Source organism: Streptomyces sp. NPDC059037, from assembly GCF_042740015.1.
Classification (GTDB): Bacteria; Actinomycetota; Actinomycetes; order Streptomycetales; family Streptomycetaceae; genus Streptomyces.
On sequence record NZ_JBHYIG010000074.1, the window covers coordinates 20,282 to 33,488 of the forward strand.

Sequence of the window (13,207 nt, forward strand, 5' to 3'; positions counted from 1 at the left end):
CGTGGGGGGGGGGGGGGGGGGGGGGGGGGGGGGGGGGGGGGGGGTGGGGGGGGGGGGGCGCGGGGGGGGGGGGGCGCCCGCCGCCGCCCCCTCTTATGACATCCGCTTCGGGACTGTGATCGAGGGGTGAAGAGTCGGGTGAGGAGAGGAACTGGGCGAGGAGCCGGTGGGGCCAGGTGGCTCACGGCAGCAGCCCCGCCCGCCGCGCCGCCACCACCGCCTCCAACCGCGTATGCGCGCCCAGCTTCCGCATGGCCGCCCGCAAGTAGCCCTTGACCGTCTCCGGGCGCAGCCCAAGGCGCTCCGCCGTCCTCGCGTTCGTCAGGCCGCCCGCCACGCACGTCAGGACGTCCACCTCGCGAGGGGCGAGGGACACGTCGCGTTCGGGAAAGGGGGCCGCCGCCGCGGCCAAGCGGCCGCATACCGCGAGGAGTTCCTCGCGCAGCGCCGGGTCCAGGACGCGGGGGGCCAGGCCGCGCAGTGCGCTGTGCGCCTCGCGGACCTGTTCCCAGGCGGCGGGCCCTGCCACCGGCTCCCGCGCCGTCACCAGGAGCTGGCGCACCTCGTCGCGTACGACAAGGGCCTGCTCCACGTCCCGCGCCGCGGCCACCGCCGCCGACAGGGTCCGGTCGCCCAGCGGCTGGGCGGTACGCAGGGCGCCGTACAGCACGCCCCGCACCCGGCGGCGCACCACCACCGGCACCGCGAGGACCGAGCGCAGCCCCTCCGCGGCGACGGCACCGTCGTACTCATGGCTGATGTGCCGCGAATCGTGGTAGTCCGTGACCGCGCACGGACGCGAGAGCGCGACCGCCTTGCCGCCGAGACCATGGCCCGCGGACACCGCGAGCCCGCACAGCGCACGCGTCCCCGTGCCGCTCAGCTCGCCGATCCGCACCTGACGCTGCCCTTCGAGGAGCCCGCCGAAGGCCACCGGAAGGCCCGTGCCCCGCCGCAGCCGCAGCAGGGCGGACCGCATCTCCACCGCATCGCCGCCGTCAGCCGTCACGCGTGTCGCCCCTTCACCGCACGGACACCCCCGTCCGGGGGTAGTGAGACCCGCAGCACGAATTACACGATGTTAAGTGGCGTCCGGCAATGAGCCCGGCAAAGGTGCGGGGCAGCGGACCGGCGACGAGGGAGAGCGCAATGACGACGACGGGCACCGGCGGCACGGAACAGTTCCGCACCGCTCGGGACTTCCTGCTGCGGCATCGTGAGGACTACGCCGCCGCCTACGAGGGCTTCACCTGGCCGCGGCCCCAGCGGTTCAACTGGGCGCTCGACTGGTTCGACGTCATCGCCCGCGACAACGACAACACCGCCCTGCACATCGTCGAGGAGGACGGGACGGAGACCCGTGTCTCCTTCGCTGCGATGTCCGCCCGCTCCGGCCGCGTCGCCAACTGGCTGCGCGCGCAAGGCGTCCGCGCCGGCGACCGCGTGGTCGTGATGCTCGGCAACCAGGCCGAACTGTGGGAGATCGCCCTCGCCGCGATGAAGCTGCGCGCGATCGTCATCCCGGCGACCCCACTGCTCGGCCCCGTCGACCTGCGCGACCGCATCGACCGCGGCCGCGCCCGGCACGTCATCGTGCGGCCCGAGGACACGGCCAAGTTCGACGACGTACCCGGCGACTACACACGCATCGCCGTCGGCCGCGGTGCCGGCCCCGGCTGGATCTCGTACGACGGTGCCGACGACGCCCCGGAGACCTTCGAGCCCGACGGCGTCACCCACGCAGACGATCCGCTGATGCTCTACTTCACCTCGGGCACGACGGCCCGCCCCAAGCTGGTCGAGCACAACCATGTCTCGTACCCCATCGGCCATTTGGCGACCATGTACTGGATCGGCCTCAAGCCCGGCGACGTACATCTCAACATCTCCTCGCCGGGCTGGGCCAAGCACGCCTGGTCCAACCTCTTCGCCCCGTGGAACGCCGAGGCCACGGTCTTCATCCACAACTACACCCGCTTCGACGCCGCACGGCTGATGGCCGAGATGGACCGCGCGGGCGTGACGTCCTTCTGCGCCCCGCCGACCGTGTGGCGCATGCTCATCCAGGCGGACCTGACCCAGCTGCGCACCCCGCCGCGCGAGGTCGTCGCGGCGGGCGAGCCGCTCAACCCCGAGGTCATCGAGCAGGTCCGGCGCGACTGGGGCGTCACCATCCGGGACGGCTTCGGCCAGACCGAGACGGCCGTACAGGTCGCCAACTCGCCCGGCCAGCAACTGAAACCGGGCTCCATGGGCCGGCCGACCCCCGGCTTCGCCGTCGAACTCCTCGACCCGGTCACCGGCAAACCCGGCGCGCAGGAGGGCGAGATCTCCCTCGACCTGGCCGAAAGCCCGGTCGGCCTGATGGTCGGCTACAACGGCGACCCCGAGCGCACCGCCGAGGCCATGGCGGGCGGCTACTACCGCACGGGTGACATCGGCTCGCGCGACGACGACGGCTACATCACGTACGTGGGGCGCGCCGACGACGTCTTCAAGGCCTCCGACTACAAGATCTCGCCGTTCGAGCTGGAGAGCGCGCTGCTTGAGCACGAGGCGGTCGCGGAGGCGGCGGTCGTGCCGGCGCCGGACGCGGTGCGGCTCGCCGTGCCCAAGGCGTATGTCGTCCTCGCCGCCGGATACGAACCGGGACCCGACACCGCGAAGCTGCTCTTCGAGCACTCGCGTGCGGTCCTCGCCCCCTACAAGCGGCTGCGCCGCCTTGAGTTCGGTGCGCTGCCCAAGACCGTCTCCGGCAAGATCCGCCGGATCGAGCTGCGTGAGGCGACCGCGGCAGGGTCGGACGCCGAGTACCGCGAGGAGGACTTCCGGTGAGTGAGCTCTCGTACGCGCACGGCGTGAGCTCCACGCCGCTGCTCGGTGACACGATCGGGCGGAACCTCGACCGGGCCGTCGAGGCCTGGCCGGAGCGGGACGCGCTGGTGGACGTGGCGGCGGGCACGCGGTGGACGTACGCCGAATTCGGGGCCGCCGTCGAGCAGTTGGCGCGCGGGTTCATGGGGAGCGGGGTCGCCAAGGGGGACCGGGTCGGGATCTGGGCGGTGAACTGTGCCGAGTGGGTGCTCGTGCAGTACGCCACCGCGCGGATCGGCGCCATCATGGTCAACATCAACCCGGCTTATCGAGCACATGAGTTGGAGTACGTGCTCAAGCAGGCCGGGGTGTCGGTCCTGGTCGCATCGCAGTCCCATAAGTCGAGCGACTACCGATCGCTCGTCGATCAGGTGCGGCCTGGCTGCCCCGACCTGCGAACCGTCCACTACATCGAGGACGGTTCCTGGGATGTGCTGCTCGATGCGGCGGCCACCGTCTCGGGCGCCGAACTCGCCGCCCGCGAAGCCGAGTTGAGTTGCGACGATCCCGTCAATATCCAGTACACGTCCGGCACCACCGGCTTTCCCAAGGGGGCCACCCTCTCCCATCACAACATCCTCAACAATGGTTATTGGGTGGGGCGTACGGTCGGCTACACCGAGCAGGACCGGGTGTGTCTGCCCGTGCCCTTCTATCACTGCTTCGGGATGGTCATGGGGAATCTGGGGGCCACCTCTCACGGAGCCTGCATCGTCATCCCCGCGCCCTCCTTCGACCCTGTCGCCACGCTGCACGCCGTCGAGCGCGAGCGCTGCACCTCGCTGTACGGGGTGCCGACCATGTTCATCGCGGAGCTGAACCTCGCCGACTTCGCGACGTACGACCTGAGTTCGCTGCGCACCGGCATCATGGCGGGCTCGCCCTGCCCGGTCGAGGTGATGAAGCGGGTGGTCGCCGAGATGCATATGGAGGAGGTCTCCATCTGTTACGGCATGACGGAGACGTCGCCGGTCTCGACGCAGACGCGGCGCACGGACGACCTGGAGCGGCGCACCGGCACCGTGGGGCGGGTGCTGCCGCACATCGAGGTCAAGGTCGTCGATCCGGTGAGTGGTGTGACGCTGCCGCGCGGCGGGTCCGGTGAGCTGTGCACGCGGGGCTACAGCGTGATGCTCGGCTACTGGGACGAGCCCGAGCGGACGGCCGAGGTGATCGACTCGGGGCGTTGGATGCATACGGGTGACCTCGCGGTCATGCGCGATGACGGCTACGTCCAGATCGTCGGGCGGATCAAGGACATGATCATCCGGGGCGGCGAGAACATCTACCCGCGCGAGATCGAGGAGTTCCTGTACGGCCACCCGAAGATCGCGGATGTCCAGGTGGTGGGGGTTCCCGACGAGCGGTACGGGGAGGTTCCGCTTGCCTGCGTCATCCTCCGGGACGCGGACGCGGAAGATCCGCTGACGCTTGAGGAGCTCCGGGCGTACTGCGACGGGCAGTTGGCGCACTACAAGGTGCCGACCGCGCTGCGGATCCTGGCGGAGTTTCCCATGACCGTGTCCGGGAAGGTGCGGAAGATCGAACTCAGGGAGCGGTACGGGGCGTAGCTCCCCCGGGGGTGAGGTCGCGGCGCATGGCCACCCGTGGCCAGCGGTCGAGGCCGAGCTCGGCCTCGTGGGCGCGGATCTTCCGCAGCCCCGGGGTGAGTTCGGCCTCGCCGAGCACGCGGAATCCGATGCGGGCGTAGTACGGGGCGTTCCAGGGGACGTCCGCGAACGTGGTGAGCGTGAGGGGCCTGCGGGTGCGGTCGGCGGTGTGCTGGATCAGGGCCTGGCCGATGCGGTGGCCCGCGGCGCGGGGGTGCACTGAGATCTGCTCGATGTGCTCGGCGTCGTCTACGGGTTCGCTGATGAGGTACGCGACGGGGGCGCCGGCGGCGCCGTGCGCCGGGGTGGTGGCCACCCAGGCGTTCCCGGCGCGCCGGAAGCGGTCCAGGGTTTCCACCGTGGGCGGGTCGTCGTCAGCGATGGCCCTCATGCCGAGGGCGCGGAAGGGCTCGCCTGCTGCGCGCTCAATGTCTTGGAGCGTGGCCAGGTCGGCGGGGGTGGCGGGGCGGATTCGCATGCGCTGACTATGCCTGGTCCGATGTGCCCGGGGGCGGGATTTCTGGCCCGCCGATTCGCGGCGGATTTCTCCCTCCCCCACCCGATTGCCCTGCGGCGCCCTACACCCCCATCGCAAGCAGCTCGTCCGCCGGTGAATTCACCGGCTGCGGCGTGCCCGTGAGGTCGATGAGGAACAGGGGGATCGACAGCGCCTGCGCGCGGGCGTGGGCCGGATCCTCGTAGCCGGCCAGGGAGAAGCAGAGGCAGCTCGTCGTGGCCGCCATGGCGGACAGCCACAGGCATTCCACGTCGCGGAGGGAGAGGGGGCGCACCGATGGCTCTATCAGCGCGATCACGCCCTCCGCGGCGACCCGCACGCCGGACGGCGCCCGCTCGACCGCCCCGCGGATGTCCCGGTACCCCAGCCAGCGCAGATACAGCGCGGCCACCGTCACCACGTCCCGCGCCGTACGGACGGCGATCGGCTGGAACGCGGGGCGCGGCGCCGGAGCCGTCCGGGGGAGCGGGATGTGCGCCGGAGCCGTCGGAGGCGTACGCACCGGTATGCGCAGCACCGCCCCGCAGCCGCACCCCAGCTCCGGCTGCGGCCACTGGCCCCGGTGCCCGCACACCTGGCAGCGCACGCTCACCCACGCGTCCGCCCACGTCCGGTCCGTGACCGGCGACACCGCGGCGCCGCGGGCAAGCGGCAGGACCACGGGGGCGCCGCATCCGCAGGCGTACGTCGGCGGCGCGTACAGATGCTCGCGCCGGCAGACGGGGCACCGCACCGGCATGCTGCTCTGCGTCATCGCCCTCACCGTCCGCCCGCCCCTGGAGCGTCCATCGTCCACCAACGAGGCCTCCAGGGACAGGAGATTGACGGTACGTCAGCCAAAACCCACCGCCCCGATCCGCGACTTCGAGCTGGACGCGAAGACGACCACCTGCCGCCCGCTCGCCGCCACCACATGGCCGATGCCGTCCATGGCCGCCACGTACGGCAGCGTGCCGTCCCCGTCCGTCGAGCCGTCGTCGAGGTCGAAGCGCACGATGTGGGTCGGTTCGTCGGGGGAGCTGTACTCGACCATGCCGGTCACCTTGCCGTCGCCCAGCGAGAGCAGGTTCATGCCGCCGAACGGCAGCGGCTCGTGAAAGCGGACCTTGCCCGATTCCGTGTCGATCACGACGAGTTCGGCCTGTCTGCCGGACAGGCCCCTCGTCTGCGCGGCCACGATGCCGCCCTCGGACAGCATCCAGCCGTCGTCCTCGCCCCGGACCAGGTCGAGTTCGCCGTACGGACCGTGCCTCGCGACCTCGTGGTGCGCGCGCCCCTTGAGGTCGAGGACCAGCAGCGAGTTCTTGCTGCCGTCGCCGCCCCGTCCAAGGGAGACGGCCACCGGCTCGGTGGTGAGCACCCGCGGCTCGGTGACATTGGCCGGCAGCCGGTGCGTCCAGCGCACCTCGCCGGTGGCGGCGTCCAGTTCCCGCACCGTGTTGGCGCTCGTGGCCACACCTTCCCCGCCGGAGCACGTCTGGAGGAGGACGACCGTACGCCTGCCCACCGTCGCGATGAACAGGCTGCAGTTGTCGACCCCTTCCGTGTAGTGCCACCGCTCCCTGCCGGTGCGGCGGTCGAGGCCGACGACCCCGCGCTCGCCCGACGCGACGAGCGTCCGGCCCGTCATGCCAAGGGTGATCCCCGCGCCGTGCGGTGCGCCGATGTCCTTGTGCCACAGGAGTTCTCCGCTGCCGGTGTCGACGGCGCCGACCCGTGTGCACTGGGCCTGCCGGTTCGGGTCCTTGCCGAAGCTGAGGGCGCCGATGCCGTCGGACGTCGCGCTCGGGCCCGCCGACGCCGAGCAAGTCCTCAGATCATCGGGGGGTTTGACCGTCCAGAGCTCCTCGCCGTTTGCCGCGTCATATCCCCGCGCGCCGAGCCCGTCGACGCGGGCAGCGGTTCCTTGGTGCAGCCAGCCGCCGAGCAGGAAGCGCTCGTCGTCACTGCCGGAGACGTCGGCCGTCCACTTCTTCTCGCGTACGCCCTCCGCGTGCGCCGCGGGGAGTACGTCGCTGCCGGGTCCGGCGGGCGCTGTGCGTGCGCTCTCGTTCGGGGGCGTGGCCGAGGAAGCGGGCGGGCTGCTCGACGCGCCGCCGCCGGGCTTCTTGCCCTGCGGGGTGCCGCCTCCGTCGTCGTCCAGGAGCCGCGGCACGAACACCGCCGCGAGGACCGCGAGCACGGCGGCCGCCGCGACCAGCGGCCACCACGGGCGACGGCGCCGCGGCGGGGTCACCGGCGGCGGGGGAGCGGGCCGTGGCGGGGGCGGGGCCAGGCGGTAGGAGGTCGGTTCGGGGGAGCCGTCCCACGGTGCGAGGGCCGACTGCGCGGCCCGCGCCGCCGCGATCACCTCGCGGGGCGTGGGCCGCCGCCCCGGCTCCTTCGCCAGACATGCGCGTACGAGGGGCAGCAGCGGCCCGGTGACACCGGCGGTGTCCGCGTCCTCGTGCACGGTCCGGTACGCGATCGTGGCCCCGGGCCCTTCGCCGAACGGATGCCGCCCGGTCGCCGCGAAGAGGAGAACCGCGCCGAGCGAGAAGACGTCCGACGCGGCCTCCACCGGTGCGGAGCCGGTGAGTTGCTCGGGCGACGCGTAGCCGAAGGTGCCGATCATCATGCCCGTACCGGTCAGCGCGGTGGCGTCGGCGGCGCGTGCGATGCCGAAGTCGATGACGCGCGGCCCGTCGTCGGTGAGCAGTACGTTCGACGGCTTGAGGTCACGGTGCACGATGCCCGCGCCGTGGATGACGACGAGCGCCTCGCCGAGCGCGGCGGCCAGCGAGCAGAGCCGGTCGTGCGGCAGCGGGCCGCCCTGCGCGAGCGCCTCGCCGAGCGAGGGTCCGTCGACGTAACTCGTGGCGAGCCACGGCGGATCGCCCTCCGGGTCGGCGCCCACCACCGGCACGGTGAAGTAGCTCAACACCCGTTCGGCTGCGGCGACTTCCTGCCGGAAGCGCGCCCGGAACTCGGGGTCGTCGGCCAGCTCGGCGTGCACCAGTTTGACGGCGGCCTGCCGCCCCTCGCGGTCCCGCCCCAGATACACCTCGCCCATGCCGCCCGAGCCGAGCCGCCGCGTCAGCTCATAGCCGCCGACCCAACGCCCGCCGCCCCCAGGGCCGTTCACCGGCGCGGTCACCCCGTGCCGTCCGCGCTGCCGATGACGATCGGGCCCTCGTCCTCGTCGAGGATGCTGAACACGGCGGCCCGGCCGCCGTGCACCACGACCGTCGCCCCGCCGCCGAAGTCGCGGGCGTTCCCGATCGTGCCCCCGGACGTGACGTCCCCGTCGGCCAGGTCGAGCCGCTGGAGCCGGACCTCGCGGCTGAATCCTTTGTCCTCGTCCCCGTCGGCCACCAGGACCCCTCGGTCGTCCACGCCGAGGACCATGGCGCTCGTCGTGTCGGTGTAGGGATGCCGCCAGCGCACCTTGCCGGTGGCCGCGTCGACGGCGAGCACCCCGAAGCCCTTCTTGTTGTAGTACTCGGTGACGACGACGTCACGCCAGCCCTTCGGCCCGTCGAACGCGGACCCGAAGCCGCTGGTGGTGACGGTCCCGAACGACTGCTTGTTGGCGAGCGGCCTCCCCGGGCGGCCCTTGGCGTCGAAGGTCTGCAGGGGCAGGTCCTTGGAGTCCTCGACGAAGAGCATCGCCGACACCGGCTCGGCGGTGGCAAGCGTCATCCCGGTCACGTCCTCGGGAAGCTGGGTGGCCCAGCGCACCGAACCGTCCTTCGCGTCGATCTCGCGTACGCGGGCGCGCCGCTGCCCGTCGTCGCCGCAGGTGGCCGATTCGACGACGGTGGCCCGGCCCACCAGGGCGGTCTGGAGTACGCAGCCCTTGGCGAAGTAGGGGCGCCGCCACCGCCGGTCACCGTCGCCGACCGCGTAACCGGCCTCGTCCGCGGCGGACAGGACGACGACGGTGTCGCCCGCGATGCCGACCCGCGTCCAGGCCCTGGGCGCGGGCGGATCCCGTACGGCCAGGGACTTCGACCAGGTGACGTCGCCGTTGGCCAGGTCGAGCACGGCCAGCTGGTCGCAGCCCTTCTTGAAGTCCGGGTCGGGGCCGTAGACGACGGCTCCTCGGCTCCCGTCGTCGGTGGCCGTCCGCGACATCGCGCACGGTTTGAGCCCCGGCTTCGGCGGCTTCGCGGTCCACAGGACCTTCCCGGTGGACGGTTCGAAGGCGCGGACCGCGTCCTCGTTCGCGCGGATCAGGGCCTTGTCCGTGAGCCAGACGCCGACCAGCTGCTGCCGGTCCTTGGACGTGTTGCTGCCTTCACCGGCGGCCGGCGGCTTGGGCCGCTGGGCCCACTCCTCGGACCACGATCCGTCCAGGGGTACGTTCCCGAGCGGGCTCACGGGGTCGCCGATGGGCCGCATGCCGCGCGGCCCCAGGGCCTCGGTGACCTTGCCGAGCCGCTTCGGGATCTTGTCGCCGTCGGGCCGGGCCCCGCCCGCGGAGCCGGAGCCGGAGCCGGAACCGGAACCCGAGCCCCCGGCCCCGCTCTCGCCCCCGCTCCCGCTCTCCTCGCCCGGCACGAGCAGCAGCCCCGCCACCACCCCCGCCACGGCGAGCAGCGTGCCCGCCACCGTGAACGCCCGGCGCCTGCTGCCCGGCAGCGGAAGCCCCGCCATGCGGGCGACGGTGCGCGGGGCGGGCCGGGCCGCCGGGGTCTTGGCGAGGCAGGCGGAGATCAGCGGAAGCAGCTCCTCCGGGACGCCCGCGAGGTCCGGCTCGGCGTGCACGGTGCGGTAGCCGGCCGCGTCGGAGGAGCCGCTGCCGAAGGGGGCGCGGCCGGTCGCCGCGAAGGAGAGGACCGCGCCGAGCGAGAAGACGTCGGCGGCGGGCGTGGAGACGCCCTGGGTGAGGTGCTCCGGGGCCGCGTACCCCGCGGTGCCGGGCGTGGCTCCGCTCGCGGTGAGCCGGGTGCCGTCGGTGGCCCGCGCGATGCCGAAGTCGATGACGCGGGGTCCGGCGGGGGAGAGGAGGACGTTCGACGGCTTGAGGTCACGGTGGACGAGCCCGGCGCGGTGGATGGTGCTGAGCGCTCCGGCCAGGGCGCCGGCGAGGGAACGTAACTCGGCCACCGGGAGCGGACCGCCCTCGCGCACCCGCGCGGCGAGCGTGGGCCCAGGGACGTACTCGGTGGCGAGCCAGGGCACGGCGGCGCCGGGGTCCGCGTCCACGAGCGCCGCGGTCCACGGGCCGCGGACCGCGCCCAGGGCGGCGATCTCGCGGGCGAAGCGGGCCCGGAACTCCTCGTCCCCGGCGAGAAAGCGGTGCACGACCTTGAGGGCGACCGTGCGGCCCGCGCCGTCGTGCGCGACATGGACCCTGCCCATGGCGCCCTGCCCGAGGAGCGGTCCGGTCGTCCAGCAGCCGAAGCGTTGCGGTGATGCGGCCACGGTCGACCCCCCCGATGGTGTGGCCCGAATCCACCGACTGGGACGCGGCGCCGAGCGGCCCGGTTCCCGGATGTCTCTTGACGGTCTCCGTCACACCCCCCTACATTGCTTCCATATAGCAGAACATAATTTCCACAATGCGGAAACAGAAGCTCACCGCGGGGCGCGACGGGAGCCGAAACCGCCAGCCGTATCCGGCGGCCGCAAGGCCGTCGAAGCTGTCGAAGCTGTTGTCGAAGCAGGAGAACCCCATGGCTCGTATGACCGCTGCCCGCGCGGCAGTTGAGATCCTCAAGCGCGAAGGCGTCGTCAACGCGTTCGGTGTGCCGGGCGCCGCGATCAACCCCTTCTACAAGGCGCTCAAGGAGGGCGGTGGCATCGACCACACGCTCGCCCGCCACGTCGAGGGCGCCTCGCACATGGCCGAGGGCTACACCCGGGCCAACCCGGGCAACATCGGTGTCTGCATCGGCACGTCGGGTCCTGCGGGCACCGACATGATCACCGGCCTGTACTCGGCGACCGGTGACTCCATCCCGATCCTCTGCATCACGGGCCAGGCGCCGACGCACCTGCTCCACAAGGAGGACTTCCAGGCCGTCGACATCGCGACGATCGCCACGTCGGTCACGAAGATGGCCGTCACGGTCCTGGAGGCCGCGCAGGTCCCCGGCATCTTCCAGCAGGCCTTCCATCTGATGCGCTCCGGCCGTCCCGGCCCGGTCCTGATCGACCTGCCCATCGACGTCCAGCAGACCGAGATCGAGTTCGACCCGGAGACGTACGAGCCGCTGCCGGTCTACAAGCCGTCCGCGACCCGCGCCCAGATCGAGAAGGCGATCGCCTTCCTGGTCGAGTCCGAGCGCCCGCTGATCGTCGCCGGCGGCGGCATCATCAACGCCGACGCATCCGACCTCCTGGTCGAGTTCGCCGAGCTCACCAACACCCCGGTCGTGCCGACCCTGATGGGCTGGGGCACCATCCCCGACGACCACGACCTGAACGCCGGCATGGTCGGCCAGCAGACCGGCCACCGCTACGGCAACGCCACGTTCCTGGAGTCGGACTTCGTCCTGGGCATCGGCAACCGCTGGGCCAACCGCCACACCGGCTACGCCCTCGACGTCTACACCCAGGGCCGCAAGTTCGTCCACGTCGACATCGAGCCGACCCAGATCGGCAAGATCTTCGCCCCGGACTACGGCATCGCATCCGACGCCAAGGCCGCCCTCGAACTCTTCGTCGAGGTCGCCAAGGAGCTCAAGGCCGCCGGCAAGCTCCCCGACCGTTCCGAGTGGGTCGCCTCCCACCTGGAGCGCAAGGAGACGCTGCAGCGCCGTACGCACTTCGACGACATCCCCATGAAGCCGCAGCGCGTCTACGAGGAGATGAACAAGGCCTTCGGCCCGGAGACGCGGTACGTCACCACCATCGGCCTCTCGCAGATCGCGGGCGCCCAGATGCTGCACGTCTACAAGCCGCGCCACTGGATCAACTGCGGCCAGGCGGGCCCCCTCGGCTGGACCATCCCGGCGGCGCTCGGCGTCGCCAAGGCCGACCCGGAGACCCCGGTCGTCGCGCTCTCCGGCGACTACGACTTCCAGTTCATGATCGAGGAGCTGGCGGTCGGCGCGCAGCACCGCATCCCGTACGTCCACGTCCTGGTCAACAACGCCTACCTGGGCCTGATCCGCCAGGCGCAGATCGGCCTGGAGATCAACTTCCAGGTCAACCTGGAGTTCGAGAACCAGAACAGCCCCGAGCTGGGCGTCTACGGCGTCGACCACGTCAAGGTCGCCGAGGGCCTGGGCTGCAAGGCGATCCGCGTCACCGACCCGAACGAGCTGGGTGCGGCCTTCGAGCAGGCCAAGAAGCTGGCTCAGGAGCACCAGGTGCCGGTCGTCGTCGAGGCGATCCTGGAGCGCATCACCAACATCGCCATGAGCCCCACGGCCGACATCAGCGCGGTCAAGGAGTTCGAGGAGCTGGCCACGGAGCCGGGCCACGCGCCCACGGCCATCCGGCCGCTGAAGGTGTGATGTGACGCTGCGCTGAGCTCTGAGCTCTGAGCTCTGACAGGGGCGGTTCACCCGTGGGGGGTGGACCGCCCCTTTATGTTGTGCGGATGGAATCGCTCGCTGATCTGAAGGTCATGACCTGCGCGGACCGGGCCGAGTTGGAGGCCTGGCTGGACGAGCACCACGGCGCCTCTCCGGGCGTCTGGGTCAAGCTCGCCAACAAGGGCTCGGGGGTGGCCTCGGTGACGGCCGCGGAGGTCAACGACGCGGCGCTCTGCTTCGGTTGGATCACCGGCCATCGCAAGTCGTACGACGACGTCTACTACCTGCAGAAGATCACGCCTCGCCGGCGGGGCAGCCTGTGGTCGAAGGTGAACGTCGACCGGGTCGCGGAGCTTTCCGCCGCGGGGCGTATGCGGGAGTCGGGCCTTGCGGAGGTGGCGGCGGCGAGGGAAGACGGCCGCTGGGCGGCCGCATACGAGTCGCAGGCCCCCGCCACGGTGCCGGATGACCTGACGGCCGCGCTCGCGGCCAACGAGGCGGCGCGCAGGACCTTCGAGGGGCTGAGCAAGTCGGAGCGCTACGTGGTGCTGCACCGGCTGATGACGGCGAAGAAGGCGGCGACGCGGGCTGCGCGGCTTGAGCGGATGATGGCGACTCTGGAGGCGGGCGACAAGGTCCGTTAAGGGCCCGTGTGTTGCTGACTGCGGGTTCGTCGTGGCTGAGCGCGCAGTTCCCCGGGGCCCCCCCGGGGGGCCCCCCCCGGCCCCAAAAAACGC

General features: G+C 71.8%; 10 protein-coding genes (1 of these 10 only partly in view). 5 read left to right on the top strand and 5 right to left on the bottom strand.

The genetic code is table 11. The features are described from left to right. Window positions 1–99, top strand: the 3' end of a protein-coding gene (locus tag ACFWY6_RS17720; protein WP_384690896.1) for a winged helix DNA-binding domain-containing protein. 1,239 nt of this gene lie to the left of the window's left edge; 99 of the gene's 1,338 nt are visible here — the last part of the coding sequence; the start codon falls outside the window, past its left edge; the stop codon is at window positions 97–99. Window positions 100–181: 82 nt separating this feature from the next. On the opposite strand, the gene ACFWY6_RS17725 is transcribed toward ACFWY6_RS17720, so the two are convergent. Next, window positions 182–979, bottom strand: coding sequence for a response regulator transcription factor (locus tag ACFWY6_RS17725; protein WP_384690921.1), 798 nt, complete (start codon window positions 977–979; stop codon window positions 182–184). 170 nt (window positions 980–1,149) lie between these two features. Here ACFWY6_RS17725 and ACFWY6_RS17730 point away from each other — a divergent pair, with 170 nt between their 5' ends. Beyond that, window positions 1,150–2,835 (top strand): AMP-binding protein, encoded by a 1,686-nt coding sequence (locus tag ACFWY6_RS17730; protein ID WP_384690898.1) that lies wholly within the window; start codon window positions 1,150–1,152, stop codon window positions 2,833–2,835. Further along, window positions 2,832–4,445, top strand: coding sequence for an AMP-binding protein (locus ACFWY6_RS17735; RefSeq protein ID WP_384690901.1), 1,614 nt, complete (start codon window positions 2,832–2,834; stop codon window positions 4,443–4,445). Before ACFWY6_RS17730 ends, ACFWY6_RS17735 begins: the two co-directional genes overlap by 4 nt. On the opposite strand, the gene ACFWY6_RS17740 is transcribed toward ACFWY6_RS17735, so the two are convergent. From ACFWY6_RS17740 to ACFWY6_RS17755, 4 genes are all read right to left on the bottom strand, one after another. After that, window positions 4,423–4,962, bottom strand: a complete 540-nt coding sequence (locus ACFWY6_RS17740; protein ID WP_384690904.1) for a GNAT family N-acetyltransferase — start codon at window positions 4,960–4,962, stop codon at window positions 4,423–4,425. The two genes, ACFWY6_RS17735 and ACFWY6_RS17740, sit on opposite strands and share 23 nt — an antisense overlap. Window positions 4,963–5,062: 100 nt before the next feature. After that, window positions 5,063–5,755 carry a hypothetical protein gene (locus ACFWY6_RS17745; protein WP_384690906.1) on the bottom strand — a complete coding sequence of 231 codons (693 nt, stop codon included), beginning with the start codon at window positions 5,753–5,755 and terminating at the stop codon, window positions 5,063–5,065. A 78-nt stretch (window positions 5,756–5,833) separates the two neighbouring features. Beyond that, window positions 5,834–8,125, bottom strand: a complete 2,292-nt coding sequence (locus tag ACFWY6_RS17750; RefSeq protein WP_384690909.1) for a protein kinase — start codon at window positions 8,123–8,125, stop codon at window positions 5,834–5,836. 8 nt (window positions 8,126–8,133) lie between these two features. After that, the gene (locus ACFWY6_RS17755) at window positions 8,134–10,410 is read right to left on the bottom strand and encodes a protein kinase (protein WP_384690911.1); all 2,277 of its coding nucleotides are present in this window, start codon (window positions 10,408–10,410) and stop codon (window positions 8,134–8,136) included. 251 nt (window positions 10,411–10,661) lie between these two features. Here ACFWY6_RS17755 and gcl point away from each other — a divergent pair, with 251 nt between their 5' ends. Both gcl and ACFWY6_RS17765 read left to right on the top strand, forming a co-directional pair. Then, complete coding sequence (gene gcl / locus ACFWY6_RS17760; protein WP_384690924.1) at window positions 10,662–12,449, top strand: glyoxylate carboligase; 1,788 nt, start codon at window positions 10,662–10,664, stop codon at window positions 12,447–12,449. A gap of 86 nt (window positions 12,450–12,535) precedes the next feature. After that, window positions 12,536–13,114: a YdeI family protein gene (locus ACFWY6_RS17765; RefSeq protein ID WP_384690914.1), complete on the top strand. Its 579-nt coding sequence runs from the start codon at window positions 12,536–12,538 to the stop codon at window positions 13,112–13,114. The last annotated feature ends 93 nt before the right edge of the window (window positions 13,115–13,207 follow it).

What these genes read in the sequence shown, in the direction of transcription:
- ACFWY6_RS17740 (WP_384690904.1), bottom strand. Translation starts at nt 4,962, where the DNA reads ATGCGAATCCGCCCCGCCACCCCCGCCGACCTGGCCACGCTCCAAGAC.
- gcl (WP_384690924.1), top strand. Translation starts at nt 10,662, where the DNA reads ATGGCTCGTATGACCGCTGCCCGCGCGGCAGTTGAGATCCTCAAGCGC.
- ACFWY6_RS17765 (WP_384690914.1), top strand. Translation starts at nt 12,536, where the DNA reads ATGGAATCGCTCGCTGATCTGAAGGTCATGACCTGCGCGGACCGGGCC.
- ACFWY6_RS17730 (WP_384690898.1), top strand. Translation starts at nt 1,150, where the DNA reads ATGACGACGACGGGCACCGGCGGCACGGAACAGTTCCGCACCGCTCGG.
- ACFWY6_RS17745 (WP_384690906.1), bottom strand. Translation starts at nt 5,755, where the DNA reads ATGACGCAGAGCAGCATGCCGGTGCGGTGCCCCGTCTGCCGGCGCGAG.
- ACFWY6_RS17725 (WP_384690921.1), bottom strand. Translation starts at nt 979, where the DNA reads ATGCGGTCCGCCCTGCTGCGGCTGCGGCGGGGCACGGGCCTTCCGGTG.